The sequence below is a fragment of the Bradyrhizobium sp. PMVTL-01 genome, from assembly GCF_051861855.1.
Classification (GTDB): Bacteria; Pseudomonadota; Alphaproteobacteria; order Rhizobiales; family Xanthobacteraceae; genus Bradyrhizobium.
This window is the reverse complement of the sequence record NZ_CP193982.1, coordinates 328,948-341,233: the sequence shown is the minus strand read 5'-3', so window position 1 is coordinate 341,233 and position 12,286 is coordinate 328,948. Positions and strand designations below refer to the sequence as shown.

Sequence of the window (12,286 nt, the reverse complement as noted above, 5' to 3'; positions counted from 1 at the left end):
GCAATGACGAATGAAGCTTATCGCTTGTGGGTCTATCCACTTGGCGAGAACGTCCCGGATATCGCTTCGCTCATCCGGGCTACGAGCGCCTCAGCCGTTGTCGCTCTCGAGCTTGAAGATCTGCGAGCCTTCGCTGCCCGAGAGCAGGCCGGTGTCGCTGTAGAGCTTCAGCTTCGTCCGCGTATCCGCGATGTCGAGATTGCGCATGGTGAGCTGGCCGATGCGGTCGGCCGGCGTGAAGGCGGCGTCCTCGACCTTCTCCATGCTGAGCCGTTCCGGCGCATAGGTGAGGTTGGGGCTCTCGGTGTTGAGGATCGAATAGTCGTTGCCGCGGCGCAGCTCCAGCGTCACCTCGCCGGTGACGGCGCGCGCGACCCAGCGCTGTGCGGTCTCGCGCAGCATCAGCGCCTGCGAGTCGAACCAGCGGCCCTGATAGAGCAGACGGCCGAGACGCATGCCGCTGATGCGGTACTGCTCGATGGTGTCCTCGTTGTGGATGCCGGTGACGAGGCGCTCATAGGCGATGTGCAAGAGCGCCATGCCCGGCGCCTCGTAGATGCCGCGGCTCTTGGCCTCGATGATGCGGTTCTCGATCTGGTCGCTCATGCCGAGGCCATGGCGGCCGCCGATCGCGTTGGCTTCGAGAAACAGCGCCACCGGATCAGAGAAGGTCTGGCCGTTCAGCGCGGTCGGCTGGCCTTCCTCGAAGCGCACCACGACCTTCTCGGCCTTGACGTTGCAGTCATCTCGCCAGAACGGCACGCCCATGATGGGGTTGACGATCTTGATGCCGCTGTCGAGGCTTTCGAGATCCTTTGCTTCATGCGTGGCGCCGAGCAGGTTGCTGTCGGTCGAGTACGCCTTCTCGGCGCTCATCTTGTAGGCAAAGCCCTGCGCGGTCATGAAGGCCGACATCTCGGCGCGGCCGCCGAGCTCGTCGATGAACTGCTGGTCGAGCCAGGGCTTGTAGATCTTCAGGCCCGGATTGGTGAGCAGGCCGTAGCGGTAGAAGCGCTCGATGTCGTTGCCCTTGAAGGTCGAGCCGTCGCCCCAGATGTTGACGCCGTCTTCCTTCATCGCCGCAACCAGCATCGTGCCGGTGACCGCGCGCCCGAGCGGCGTGGTGTTGAAATAGGTGATGCCGCCGGTCGAGATGTGGAAGGCGCCGGACTGGATCGCGGCGATGCCTTCGTGGACGAGCTGCGTGCGGCAATCGACGAGGCGCGCGTTCTCGGCGCCGAACTCCTTGGCCTTGCGCGGGATCTCGTTGTAGTCGGCCTCGTCGGGCTGGCCCAGATTGGCGGTGTAGGCGTAGCAGCGCGCGCCCTTCTGCTTCATCCAGAGCAGCGCCGCGCTGGTGTCGAGGCCGCCCGAAAAAGCGATGCCGACTTTCTCGCCCTTGGGCAGGCTTTTCAGGATCGTGGTCATGGAGCTTCCAATCGGGTCTCAAAGGGTCTGATTTCGGGGCGAACTTGACCGCGCGAATATCAAATTTCGCGGGGCTGGGCACGCATTTAATGGCTCAAATCGAGGGCGCGGGGCCCGTCTTGCGGCCGAACAGGCGCTGGCGGAGCCGGTAGGCGGGCATGTTCAGCCGGGTCAGGGCGGCATCCATCGCCTCGTCCGAGAACCGGGTCCGCGGCCAGCGGTAGATCAGCGCGTAGGCGAACCAGATCACGACGAAAGTGACGAGGCCGGCGATCGACACATCAGTAAAGAAATGCCCGCCGAAGGCCATGCGCAGCCCGCTGGTGACCGCGCCGAAGATCACGGCGCCGGCGTAGGCGAGCGGCCGCCATGCCGGAGGAGCGAGCGCCGCAGGGGCCAGCGTCCAGAACGCGGTCGCGCCCTCGCCCGAGAAGAACGAGCAATTGCGCGCGCAGCCGCCGCGCGGATCCCACCACGGCACGAACTGCTGGTCGCCGGCGAACTCCGTCACCACCACCGGGCGCGGCCGGCCCCAATAGGTCTTGAAGGCGAGGTTGGTGAGGATGCCGGCCGACAGGACGATCGTCACCAGCAGGAACACGATCGCGCGTCCCGATACTAGCAGCGGCCGGTCGGGCCGGACCATCTTGACCACCAGCGCCACCAGCGACGGCATCACAAACGCCCAGGCGATCCACATCGCAGCATCCCGCGCAAACCCCGCCCAGCCGATCGCTTTAAGCGGAAAGGTTTTGGTTTCGGGATCGAAGAACAGCGACGCCAGCTTGAGATCGAGCTCGGGATAGAGGCCGAAAACGACGCCGATCACGAGCCACAGTGCCAAGGCGATGAAGAGTCCAGTCCGGTTCATGGCGCGCGGTTTAGCGGAGTGGGGCGGGGATGGAAACCCCACGGGAGGTAGCCATCCTGCCCTGGAGGGCAGGGTAAGCAGGTCACCTTGCATCCGGCCTTGAATTCGCCGGCAATGGCGGAGGCGGCTTGCGCGGGGTTGGCGGTTCGCGCCAGGCACCGGCGTTGCGGCCGGCGATCAGCCAGTAGACGACGCCGGCGACAATGCCGGCTCCGGTCATGATCTCGAGGTGACGCCGCACGATGCCCTCGAACTGCAGCGTGTCGGAATGGAAGGGCACGAGGCCGAGATAGCAGGCGAGCCCGACGAGGCCGCCACCGACGGCATAGGCGAGCGCGCTGCGGATATAGAGCGCTTCGGTGATGGCGACGATCACCGCGGCCGGCACCAGCGCGAAGCCCGAGACGAAAATGAAGCCGAAGCCGAGCAGGATGTCGATCGGGCCCTGGTCGACGGGGCCCGCGCCGAGATCGGCGAATTCCGGAAACAGCAGCGCCATGACCACGATCATGCCGCCGACGAAGCAGGCGGCGAGGAAGCCGATGAAGATGACGATGAGGCGGCGGATCAGGGACATGGCGTCAAAACCACCTCTGCCGTCATTGCGAGGAGCACTTGCGACCAAGCAATCCAGACTGCTTCCGCGGCGACATTCTGGATTGCTTCGCTTCGCTCGCAACGACGAGGAGGCGAGAGCTGGGCATGAGAAACTAGTCCGTCATCGCCATGGCGCGCAGCGCCTGGCGCTCGCGGGCCGAGAGCTTTTCGGTCTCCGACTTGAGCTGGCCGCAGGCGGCGAGGATGTCGCGGCCGCGCGGGGTGCGCACCGGGGAGGAATAGCCGGCGTTGAAGATGTATTCGGAGAACTTTTCGATCTGGTCCCAGTCCGAGCATTCATAGGCGGTGCCGGGCCAGGGATTGAACGGGATCAGGTTGATCTTGGCCGGAATGCCCTTGAGCATCTTCACCAGCAGCTTCGCGTCGTCGAGCGAATCGTTGACGCCCTTGAGCATCACATATTCGAACGTGATGCGGCGCGCGTTCGACGCACCGGGATAGTCGCGGCAGGCCTGCAGGAGCTCCTTGATCGGATATTTGCGGTTGAGCGGCACCAGCTCGTTGCGCAGCTCGTCGCGCACGGCGTGCAGCGAGATCGCGAGCATGACGCCGATCTCCTCGCCGGCGCGCACGATGTTCGGCACCACGCCCGAAGTCGACAGCGTGATGCGGCGGCGGGAGATGCCGATGCCTTCGTTGTCGCCGACGATCAGCAGCGCGTCGCGCACCGCGTCGAAATTGTAGAGCGGCTCGCCCATGCCCATCATCACGATGTTGGTGACGCGGCGCGTGCCGTCCTCGCGATCGGCCCAGTCGTTGAGACGATCGCGCGCGACCATCACCTGGCCTACGATCTCGCCGGCGGTGAGGTTGCGCACCAGGCGCTGCGTGCCGGTGTGGCAGAAGGCGCAGTTCAGCGTGCAGCCGACCTGCGAGGAGACGCAGAGCGTGCCGCGGTCGGTCTCGGGGATGTAGACGCACTCGACTTCATGCGCTTTCTCGACATTGTCGCCGCTCGGCAGCCGCAGCAGCCATTTGCGGGTACCGTCGTTGGAGATCTGCTCGGCCACGACTTCGGGCCGATCGACGGTGAAGTGCTGCGCGAGATCGGCGCGGATGCCCTTCGAGATCGAGGTCATCTCGTCAAAACTCCGGGCGCCGCGGAAATAGAGCCAGTGCCAGAGCTGCTGCACGCGCATCTTGCGCTGGGCCGGCGCGACGCCGATCTCGCCGAGTCGATCGGCAAGCTCGGTGCGCGACAGGCCGATCAGCGACGGTTTTGCCGGCGGCACATAGGTTTCAAGCGGAGTCTTCTCCACCAAGATTGCGTTGTGCGGCTCGGTCGTCGGTTGCATTGAATGGACCTAATGGCTTGGTCGTTCCGGAGCTCGAAGAGCTGAACCTGGAACATCGAGATTCCGATCTGGCCCTTCGGACCATCGCGGAATGACGGAAAAACTTGGAACCGCCCCTATATAGCAACCGGAACATCCGATTGCGACCTTATCGCCCTCAGCTTTAACGACCAGGCGTTACCGCCTGCAATCCTGGGCGATCTTGTCGAGCGCCTGGGCGAGGCCCTTCAGCGAGAAGGTGTCGGTCGTCTCCGTCCCCTTGGCCGAGACGCCCTTGACCACGAGATCGGCGGATTTGCGCATGGCTTCGACCATCCGCTCCTCCTCGGCCGCGTTCTTGATCCAGAGGCCGTCGCCCTGCGTGTACATGGCGAAAGCAGCGCCGCCGACCTCGACCGTCGATTCCGAGCCCGGCTTCAGCGCGTAGCCGATCATGACCGAGACTTCGTTGCTCACCTTTTCCGCCGGCCGGGTCGAGACGAAGGCATAGGCAGGATCGCGCGGCCGATTCGGCGGGTTGGTCTTGGACGATGACGGCTTTGCCAGCGCAAAGCAGACCTTCTTGCCGTTCGGGGTGGCCGAATAGGCCCCCCAGGTGCCGAACTGGCCGATCAGGGTCGGCTCCGCGCCGCCGGCAACCGCCGCGGCCGGGCCCGCCGGTTTGCTCTCGGGCTTTGCAGCGGTCTTTGCGGCCGTATTGGCGGCCGGCGCAGCCGCTTTCGGTGCGGTCTCCTTGGGTGCCGTTTTGGGCGCCGGTTGCGCCGTCTGCGCCCGCGCGAGACCGGCGATCCCGCACGTCGTCATGCCGACCAGCAAAATGAAAGATAGCACCCGCCACATGCTGGAGTGGTTCCCTCAATATTGTGACTGGAAGATGGCCCGGCCGCGCTTTGTCCCCGGCTAGGGATAACCGGGAAAGCTCAATTTGGGAAGGCAGTTAGCGGAAGTGTCGGCGGTCAGCTTCTGGATCGCGCGGCGCGCTGGGCGGCCCATTGCGCGTCGGTCCAGCCGAGCAGGTCTTCGGCGCCGGAACTGCGCAAATGCGCGCCACCGTCGATCACCACCATCTCGCCGTTGATGTAACCGGCACGGTCGGAGACGAGGAAGCTGGCGAGATCGGCGAGCTCGCCGTGCTCACCGGTGCGGCCAAGCGGATTGCGCGCGGTCCAGCCTTCGTCGCGGCCCTCGGGGCGGAGCTGCCCCGATGCGCCGGCGGTCGGGAACGGCCCCGGCGCGATCGCGACGGTGCGGATGCCCTTCGGGCCCCATTCGACGGCGAGACTTTTGGTCATCGCCAGCACCGCCGATTTCGCCATCGCCGATGGCACGGTGAAGGCGCGGCCGGTGATAGTGGAGGTCGAAAGGATCGAGAGCACCACGCCACCATGCCTGGCCTCGATCCAGCGTCTGCCCGCGGCGAGCGTGCAATACATCGCGCCATGCAGCGTCGGCGCCAGGATCGCATCCGCGGCGCGAAAGGAGAGATGCTCGCTCTGCGCGATGAAGGAGGCAGCGGCATTGTTGACGAGGATGTCGAGCGGCGCCTCGCGCCAGATTTGATCCATCATGCTGTCGACGGCTGCGCCGTCCCGGATATCACAGGCGATCGTCGTGAGCTTGCCGCCGGTCTGTTCGCGCATCTCGGCTGCCGCTGCCTCGAGCCGGTCGAGCGAGCGGCCGCAAATCACGAGCTCGGCGCCGAGCGCGAGGAAGCGGCGTCCCATCGCCGCGCCGAGGCCCGAGCCGCCGCCGGTGACGAGGATACGCTTGTTCTCGAGCAGGCCTGTTTCAAACATGGTTTGAATCCTTTCTCCGCGGATTTCGTCATTGCGAGCGCGGCGAAGCAATCCAGACTATTTCCGCAGGACGGATTCTGGATTGCTTCGCTGCGCTCGCAATGACGGAAGATAGGCCGTCGTGCTGACCCAAACAAAGAATCCGGATTGTCCGGCCGCAGCAAATCCGGCAGAAACGATCCAACTATAATTCCCCTCGAAACGCCTCAAGGTGCTGCCATGAAAGCCATCCTCTGCTCGCAATATTGCCAGCCCGACGATCTCGTTCTGGCGGACGTGCCGGATCCGGTGGCGGGTCCCGGCGAAGCCGTGATCGCGATCAAGGCGGCGGCGCTGAACTTCTTCGACATCCTGATGATCCAGGGCAAGTATCAGATCAAGCCGCCGTTCCCGTTCTCACCCGCCGCCGAAGTCGCCGGCGTGATCGAGAGCATCGGCCCCGGCGTGATGGACCTGAAGGTCGGCGACCGCGTCGTCGCCTCCTGCGGCCACAACGGCGCGCGCGAGAAAATCGCGCTGCCGGCGGCGTCGATCGTCAAGATTCCCGACAATCTCGACTATGACCGCGCGGCCGGCATCATCATCATCTATGGCACCGCGCTGCATGCGCTGGAGGATCGCGCCAGCCCGAAGCCGGGCGAGACACTCGCGGTGCTCGGCGCGGCCGGCGGCACCGGTTTGGCCGCCTGCGAGCTCGGCAAGCTGATGGACCTGAAGGTGATCGCCTGCGCCTCCTCTGACGAGAAGCTAGCGTTCGCGAAAGCGCATGGCGCCGAGCTGACGCTGAACTACGGCAAGGAAGATTTGAAGGAAGGCCTGCGCAAGCTCACGGGCGGCAAGGGTGTCGACATCATCTTCGATCCGGTGGGTGGTGCATATGCCGAGCAGGCGCTGCGCTCGATCGCCTGGGAAGGCCGCTTCCTCGTGATCGGCTTTGCCGCCGGCGACATTCCGAAGATGCCGCTGAACCTCGCGCTCTTGAAGGGCTGCGACATCCGCGGCGTGTTCTGGGGCGCCTGGACCCGGCTCAATCCGGCCAAGAACCGCGCCAATCTCGAGAAGCTCGTGAAGTGGACCGCGGAAGGAAAGATCTCATCGCATGTGGACCGCACCTTCCCGCTGGCGCAAACGGCGGATGCGCTGAAGGTGCTGGCGGGACGCCAGGCCATGGGCAAGGTGATCCTGCATCCGTGAGGATGCAGCGGCGAATGGAATCGCGACGCCATCGCCACGCACTCAACTGTCATCGCCCGGCTTGACCGGGCGATCCAGTACTCCGAGGCGACGGTGAGATGCGGAAGGGCCCCGGCGTACTGGATGCCCGGTCAAGCCGGGGCATGACAGCGGCGGGCGTGGAAAGCGTCCGCGACATCGCAAGGTTGCGCACATCGGCGCCCGGAAAAAAATCCCTCAACCACGGCGGGCAAAATCGCGGTGCATGTCGCCGCGCCGCCGCAATCAAACCCAAATATCTCCAGATTCGTCCCAACGGCCGTCGTTTTTTGGGCTGAATCGGACGGCGATTTACGGTTCCAGTTTGCGGGGCACTTCTGGACAAAAGCAAGAAGACTGAAACCGGCATGGCCCCTGCGTTGCGTCAGTAATGGGGAGCATCAGACCATGGAAACGACGGCCCACCGTCCGTCGAAGGAGTCGCACGCGCTCGACTCCGATCGATCCGCATCACCTACGTCCACGGCGGACTACATCCGGGCGCGCGCCAGGCGAGCCGAACTACCACAGGACGATCCAATTCCACTGTTCCTGTCCGATCCGCGCGGAGCACCCGACCCACGGGAATATGCGCCGATGGCGTTGCGTCGCACGGCCAGGACCGCGCCTCGTCTTATCGTCGCGGGACTTGTGATATCCGCCGCAGCGATTGCGGCCGTGCTGTCTGAATCCGACCTGCGCAGCCTCGTCGCCGACTATGCCTTCGGCGCAACAGGCGCGGCTCAGGCCAGTCTGGCGGTCGCACCATCTCAGACCGAGTTCAAGGATCCCGCCCGCGCAACCAACGCGATGCTGGTGAGCGCCGACAAGCAAGAGCTAGCGGCGCCTTCGACGCCAAGCCGCGAAGCGATTGCGACCGCCTACCAGACCGCGCTGCAAGCCCAAAGCCAGAGCCAAGTCCAAAGCCAGGTCCAAAGCCAGGTGCAAGGTCAGGCCCAGAGCCAAGTCGAATCGCCGGCTCCGGCTGCCGTCGCGGCACAGCCCGCACCGCCCGAGCCTGCGAGGACGCTCGACGCCGACACGCTGGCAGGATTGATGACGCGCGCGAAACGCCTGATCGGCGTCGGCGACATCGCCGCCGCGCGCCTGCTGCTCGAACGCGCCGCCAACGCGAAGGACGCAACGGCCGCGCTGCTGCTGGCGCAAACCTATGATCCGGCAGTGCTCGGTACCAGCGATGCGCGGAGCGTCATTGCCGATGCGGCAGCCGCCCGTGACTGGTACCAGCGCGCCGCCAGCCTCGGATCGGCGGAAGCGCGCAAGCGCCTCGCCCAGCTCTCGAACTAGATCACTTCAGGGGACATCATGCGCAACGTTTTGAAAATGGCGCTTGCCGCCATCACGACCATCTGTGCCTTCGCGGCCCATGCCGAGCAGGGCGAATACGATCCGGCCAAGGTCTCTGACAGCCTGAAGGCCATCTTCCAGTTCGGCTCGAGCTCGACCAAGCAGTCGCTGAACGCCAACACCGTCACGCTGATCACGGGCACGATCGGCGGCACCTATGTGCAGTTCGGCGCCGACCTCGCCTCGGTGCTCGACGACGGCAACAAGATCCGCGTGCTGCCGATCGTCGGCCGCGGTTCGGTGCAGAGCGTCGCCGACATCCTGTTCCTGCAGGGCGTCGATCTCGGCGTCGTGCGCGCCGATACGCTCGACTATCTCGAGCGCAAGGGTTTTGCCAAGGACATCAAGAAGCAGTTCACCTACGTGACCAAGCTCTACAATGAAGAAATGCAGGTCATCGCGCCGAAGTCGATCGCGACGCTGAAGGAGCTCGAGGGCAAGAAGGTCAGCGTCGATCTGCCCAATGGCGGCACCTTCGTCACCGCACTGACGGTGTTCGAGCGGCTCGGGATCAAGGCGAACTTCGTCTATGTCGAGCAGCGCATCGCCATGGAGAAGCTGAAAGCCGGCGAGATCGACGCGGTCATCGTGGTCGGCGGCAAGCCGTACAAATCAGTCTCCACCTTCGGCAATGACGGCCGCTTCCATCTCGCCAAGGTGGACTACGCAAAGCCGCTGCAGAGCGACTATCTGCCGGCGACGCTGACCGCGAAGGACTATCCGAACCTGATCAAGGAAGGCGAGAGCGTCGACACGATCGCGGTGCCTGCGGTGCTCGCGGCCTATAATTGGGCGCCCAACACCGAGCGCTATCGCAAGCTCGCGCTGTTCGTGGACGCATTCTTCACGAAATTCCCGGCGCTGCAGAACCCGCCCTTCCATCCCAAGTGGAAGGAGGTCTCGCTCGCGGCGCCGCTGTCCGGCTGGAACAGATTGCCGGTGGCGCAGCAATGGCTCGACAAGCACGGCGTCGAGCCGGTGACGCGCCAGCGCTTCGAGGCGTTTTTGAAGCAGAGCCCCGCGGCTGCGCAGGTGTCCGACACGGACAAGGAAACGCTGTTCAAGCAATTCCAGGCATGGGACGCGGAAAAGGCGCGGGCGGAGAAGAAATAGCGGCCGTCATTGCGGGGAGCGGAGCGAGGAAGCAATGCAGGAATCCCTCCGCGGAAAGAGTCCGGATTGCTTCGCTTCGCTCGCAATGACGATGCTTCGGGCAAGCAGCACCCACCCTCTTGCTGTCATCGCCCGGCATGACGGCCGTGGGCGTGGCTACGACGTGGCAACAACGCCTACTGCGCCGCCTCGCCCTCCTCCACGCCGCGCTTCAGCGCGGCGCGGGCGGCTTCGCGGTGCTCGGTCGTGATGTGGCTGGCAACCATGCGGATGGCGGTGGCGAGCACGGCGGCGTCATCGGTGAAGCCCAGGATCGGCATCACGTCGGGAACAAAGTCGAACGGCAGGACGAAATAGGCGATCGCGCCGAGCAGCGACGCCTGGACATGGCGCGGCGTCTGCCGGTCGAAGGCGCAGTAATAGGCCGCGAGGAGATCCTCGGCGAACGGCAGCTGCGCGGCGACACGCTTCAGCTTGCGCCAGAAGCGGCGGCGGACGCTCTCGCGATCCTCCGCAAGCCGGTCGGCCGGCTCGAAGCCGACGCTGTGCTCGGCAGCCATGCTTCAACTCCCCGTTCACCGAGGGGCGGCGGATCGCCGCGTGCCCTGCTGATCACAACATGGGGATGCGGCCGGCCGCTGCAAGATGTCAGCCTGGTGTCAGCTAAGCCGACAGCCTGGCGATCGCATTCATCGCCTTCGCGAGCTCGATGTCGCGCGCCGTGACGCCTCCGGCATCATGGGTCGACAGCACTACCTCCACGGTCTTGTAGACGTTGCGCCATTCGGGGTGATGGTCCATCTTCTCGGCGACCAGCGCCGCGCGGGTCATGAAACCGAACGCCTCGTTGAAATCCTTGAAGACAAAGGTTTTCGCGATTGCGTCGCGACCCGCGACTTCGCTCCAGCCGGGGATACCACCCAGTGCCTGCTTGCGTGCTTCCGCCGCCAGCCGTTCTGCCATGATCGTCTCCATGCTTCAGGGGAACTTTACCCTAACGCCGTGTTTACGGTCCGGGTTCACCGGGGGATTTCCTCGATCCGCTAACCATGACGGAGATGTAACCCCGCCGGACAAGAAATTTGCTACAATTGCGGGCCTAAGTCGCCGGCCGAGATGAAGCTGAGCCTGAAACGCCTGTTTGGGAGATCGATGACCGGGGGTCTGGACCTGGCCGAAGCGCCCACTCCGCCTTCGCCGCGATCAGCGGCGCGGAAGACGGCGCTCGTATCCCTCGCGCTGGTGCTTGCGATCATCGGCGCGCTCGTCGGCGGCTATTACTTCGCGATGCGTCCGGTGACGCTGAAGGTCGCGGTCGGCCCCGCCAACGGCGACGACGTCAAGGTCGTGCAGGCGCTGACGCAGGCTTTCTCGCAGAACAAGAGCTACGTGCGGCTGCGTCCGATCCAGACCGACGGCGCCCCCGCCAGCGCCCAGGCGCTCGCGGAGGGCAAGGTCGACCTCGCCATCGTGCGCGGCGATGTCGACGTGCCGAAGAACGCGCAGGCGGTCGCGACCCTGCGCAAGAACGTCGTGGTGCTGTGGTCGGTCCAGGGCAAGGGCAAGAAGAAGGGCGCCAAGATCACCAAGATCGCCCAGCTCGCCGGCCATCGCGTCGGCGTGGTCGGCCGCACCCAGGCCAACGTCAACCTGCTCAACGTGATCCTGCAGCAATACGGCGTCGATCCCGCCAAGGTCGAGATCATCCAGTTTCCGGCCACCGAAGCCGCCGAGGCGATCAAGTCCCAGAAGGCCGATGTCTATCTTGCCGCCGGCCCCGTCAACAGTAAGATCACGGCGGAAGCGATCGCCGCCTCCACCAAGGATTTCGGCACGCCGATCTTCCTCGCGATCGATTCTGCGGATGCGATCGCGCAGAACCACCCGGTCTATGAAGCCTCCGAGATTCCCGCCGGCACCTATGGCGGCTCGCCCGATCGCCCCGACGACGAGGTCAAGACCATCAGCTTCTCGCACCACATCGTGGCGCGCAAAGCCGTGTCCGATACCACCATCGCGGCGTTCACGCGCCAGCTGTTCGCCGTGCGGCAGCAGCTGGTCACGGAATTCCCGCTGGCGGCCAAGATCGAGACGCCCGACACCGACAAGGACGCGGTGATCCCCGTGCATCCCGGCGCCGCCGCCTTCGTCGACGGCGAGGAAAAGACCTTCCTCGACAGATACAGCGATTACATCTGGTGGGGCCTGATGGCGCTCTCCGCGATGGGCTCGATCGGCGCCTGGTTCGCCGGCTACCTGAAGAAGGACGAGCGCGACAACAACAGCCATCTGCGCGAACGCCTGCTCGACATGATTGCGGCCGCCCGCAAGAGCGAGACGACGGACGAGCTCGATCAGATGCAGGCCGAGGCCGACGAGATCCTGCGCGACACGCTGCACTGCTTCGATCACGGCGCGATCGAGGAAGGCGGGCTCACCGCCTTCAACATCGCGCTCGACCAGTTCCACGCCGCCGTCGCCGACCGCAAGGCGGTGCTGATGAGCCTGCCACAAAACCTGCAGCGCGCGGGTGCACAGTTCAGGGCCGCCGGCAACGCGTAAAGCTTAGCCGCGTTATCGCTGCG

12 protein-coding genes are annotated in these 12,286 nt (G+C 64.9%); 4 read left to right on the top strand and 8 right to left on the bottom strand.

Going from position 1 to position 12,286, the window contains the following annotated elements:
- Positions 1–90: 90 nt before the first annotated feature.
- From argG to ACRQ5Q_RS01575, 6 genes are all read right to left on the bottom strand, one after another.
- Positions 91–1,428, bottom strand: a complete 1,338-nt coding sequence (gene argG, locus ACRQ5Q_RS01600) for an argininosuccinate synthase (protein ID WP_439395719.1) — start codon at positions 1,426–1,428, stop codon at positions 91–93.
- A gap of 94 nt (positions 1,429–1,522) precedes the next feature.
- A complete protein-coding gene (locus ACRQ5Q_RS01595) occupies positions 1,523–2,299 on the bottom strand; it encodes a phosphatase PAP2 family protein (protein ID WP_439372264.1) in 777 nt (258 codons plus the stop codon).
- 82 nt (positions 2,300–2,381) lie between these two features.
- Positions 2,382–2,876: a hypothetical protein gene (locus tag ACRQ5Q_RS01590; RefSeq protein ID WP_439395718.1), complete on the bottom strand. Its 495-nt coding sequence runs from the start codon at positions 2,874–2,876 to the stop codon at positions 2,382–2,384.
- A gap of 133 nt (positions 2,877–3,009) precedes the next feature.
- Complete coding sequence (rlmN, locus tag ACRQ5Q_RS01585) at positions 3,010–4,212, bottom strand: 23S rRNA (adenine(2503)-C(2))-methyltransferase RlmN (protein ID WP_439372266.1); 1,203 nt, start codon at positions 4,210–4,212, stop codon at positions 3,010–3,012.
- A gap of 177 nt (positions 4,213–4,389) precedes the next feature.
- Positions 4,390–5,052: an invasion associated locus B family protein gene (locus ACRQ5Q_RS01580; RefSeq protein ID WP_439395716.1), complete on the bottom strand. Its 663-nt coding sequence runs from the start codon at positions 5,050–5,052 to the stop codon at positions 4,390–4,392.
- 116 nt (positions 5,053–5,168) lie between these two features.
- On the bottom strand, positions 5,169–6,008 hold the full coding sequence (locus ACRQ5Q_RS01575) for an SDR family oxidoreductase (RefSeq protein WP_439395715.1): 840 nt from the start codon (positions 6,006–6,008) through the stop codon (positions 5,169–5,171).
- A 219-nt stretch (positions 6,009–6,227) separates the two neighbouring features.
- Between ACRQ5Q_RS01575 and ACRQ5Q_RS01570 the strand changes: the two genes are divergently transcribed.
- The 3 genes from ACRQ5Q_RS01570 (at position 6,228) to ACRQ5Q_RS01560 (ending at position 9,701) form a co-directional block, all read left to right on the top strand.
- Positions 6,228–7,202 (top strand): NADPH:quinone oxidoreductase family protein, encoded by a 975-nt coding sequence (locus tag ACRQ5Q_RS01570; protein ID WP_439372269.1) that lies wholly within the window; start codon positions 6,228–6,230, stop codon positions 7,200–7,202.
- Positions 7,203–7,628: 426 nt separating this feature from the next.
- On the top strand, positions 7,629–8,528 hold the full coding sequence (locus ACRQ5Q_RS01565) for a hypothetical protein (RefSeq protein WP_439399961.1): 900 nt from the start codon (positions 7,629–7,631) through the stop codon (positions 8,526–8,528).
- 18 nt (positions 8,529–8,546) lie between these two features.
- Entirely contained in the window at positions 8,547–9,701 is a 1,155-nt protein-coding gene (locus tag ACRQ5Q_RS01560) for a TAXI family TRAP transporter solute-binding subunit (protein ID WP_439395713.1), read from the top strand.
- Positions 9,702–9,877: 176 nt separating this feature from the next.
- Here the strand turns inward: ACRQ5Q_RS01560 and ACRQ5Q_RS01555 are convergent, their stop codons facing one another.
- Together ACRQ5Q_RS01555 and ACRQ5Q_RS01550 are read right to left on the bottom strand one after the other, a co-directional pair.
- Positions 9,878–10,261 carry a YkvA family protein gene (locus ACRQ5Q_RS01555; RefSeq protein WP_439372271.1) on the bottom strand — a complete coding sequence of 128 codons (384 nt, stop codon included), beginning with the start codon at positions 10,259–10,261 and terminating at the stop codon, positions 9,878–9,880.
- 103 nt (positions 10,262–10,364) lie between these two features.
- Positions 10,365–10,664 (bottom strand): 4a-hydroxytetrahydrobiopterin dehydratase, encoded by a 300-nt coding sequence (locus ACRQ5Q_RS01550; RefSeq protein ID WP_439372272.1) that lies wholly within the window; start codon positions 10,662–10,664, stop codon positions 10,365–10,367.
- Positions 10,665–10,817: 153 nt separating this feature from the next.
- Here ACRQ5Q_RS01550 and ACRQ5Q_RS01545 point away from each other — a divergent pair, with 153 nt between their 5' ends.
- On the top strand, positions 10,818–12,263 hold the full coding sequence (locus tag ACRQ5Q_RS01545; protein ID WP_439395711.1) for a TAXI family TRAP transporter solute-binding subunit: 1,446 nt from the start codon (positions 10,818–10,820) through the stop codon (positions 12,261–12,263).
- The last annotated feature ends 23 nt before the right edge of the window (positions 12,264–12,286 follow it).

What these genes read in the sequence shown, in the direction of transcription:
- argG (WP_439395719.1), bottom strand. Translation starts at nt 1,428, where the DNA reads ATGACCACGATCCTGAAAAGCCTGCCCAAGGGCGAGAAAGTCGGCATC.
- ACRQ5Q_RS01595 (WP_439372264.1), bottom strand. Translation starts at nt 2,299, where the DNA reads ATGAACCGGACTGGACTCTTCATCGCCTTGGCACTGTGGCTCGTGATC.
- ACRQ5Q_RS01590 (WP_439395718.1), bottom strand. Translation starts at nt 2,876, where the DNA reads ATGTCCCTGATCCGCCGCCTCATCGTCATCTTCATCGGCTTCCTCGCC.
- rlmN (WP_439372266.1), bottom strand. Translation starts at nt 4,212, where the DNA reads ATGCAACCGACGACCGAGCCGCACAACGCAATCTTGGTGGAGAAGACT.
- ACRQ5Q_RS01580 (WP_439395716.1), bottom strand. Translation starts at nt 5,052, where the DNA reads ATGTGGCGGGTGCTATCTTTCATTTTGCTGGTCGGCATGACGACGTGC.
- ACRQ5Q_RS01575 (WP_439395715.1), bottom strand. Translation starts at nt 6,008, where the DNA reads ATGTTTGAAACAGGCCTGCTCGAGAACAAGCGTATCCTCGTCACCGGC.
- ACRQ5Q_RS01570 (WP_439372269.1), top strand. Translation starts at nt 6,228, where the DNA reads ATGAAAGCCATCCTCTGCTCGCAATATTGCCAGCCCGACGATCTCGTT.
- ACRQ5Q_RS01565 (WP_439399961.1), top strand. Translation starts at nt 7,629, where the DNA reads ATGGAAACGACGGCCCACCGTCCGTCGAAGGAGTCGCACGCGCTCGAC.
- ACRQ5Q_RS01560 (WP_439395713.1), top strand. Translation starts at nt 8,547, where the DNA reads ATGCGCAACGTTTTGAAAATGGCGCTTGCCGCCATCACGACCATCTGT.
- ACRQ5Q_RS01555 (WP_439372271.1), bottom strand. Translation starts at nt 10,261, where the DNA reads ATGGCTGCCGAGCACAGCGTCGGCTTCGAGCCGGCCGACCGGCTTGCG.
- ACRQ5Q_RS01550 (WP_439372272.1), bottom strand. Translation starts at nt 10,664, where the DNA reads ATGGCAGAACGGCTGGCGGCGGAAGCACGCAAGCAGGCACTGGGTGGT.
- ACRQ5Q_RS01545 (WP_439395711.1), top strand. Translation starts at nt 10,818, where the DNA reads ATGAAGCTGAGCCTGAAACGCCTGTTTGGGAGATCGATGACCGGGGGT.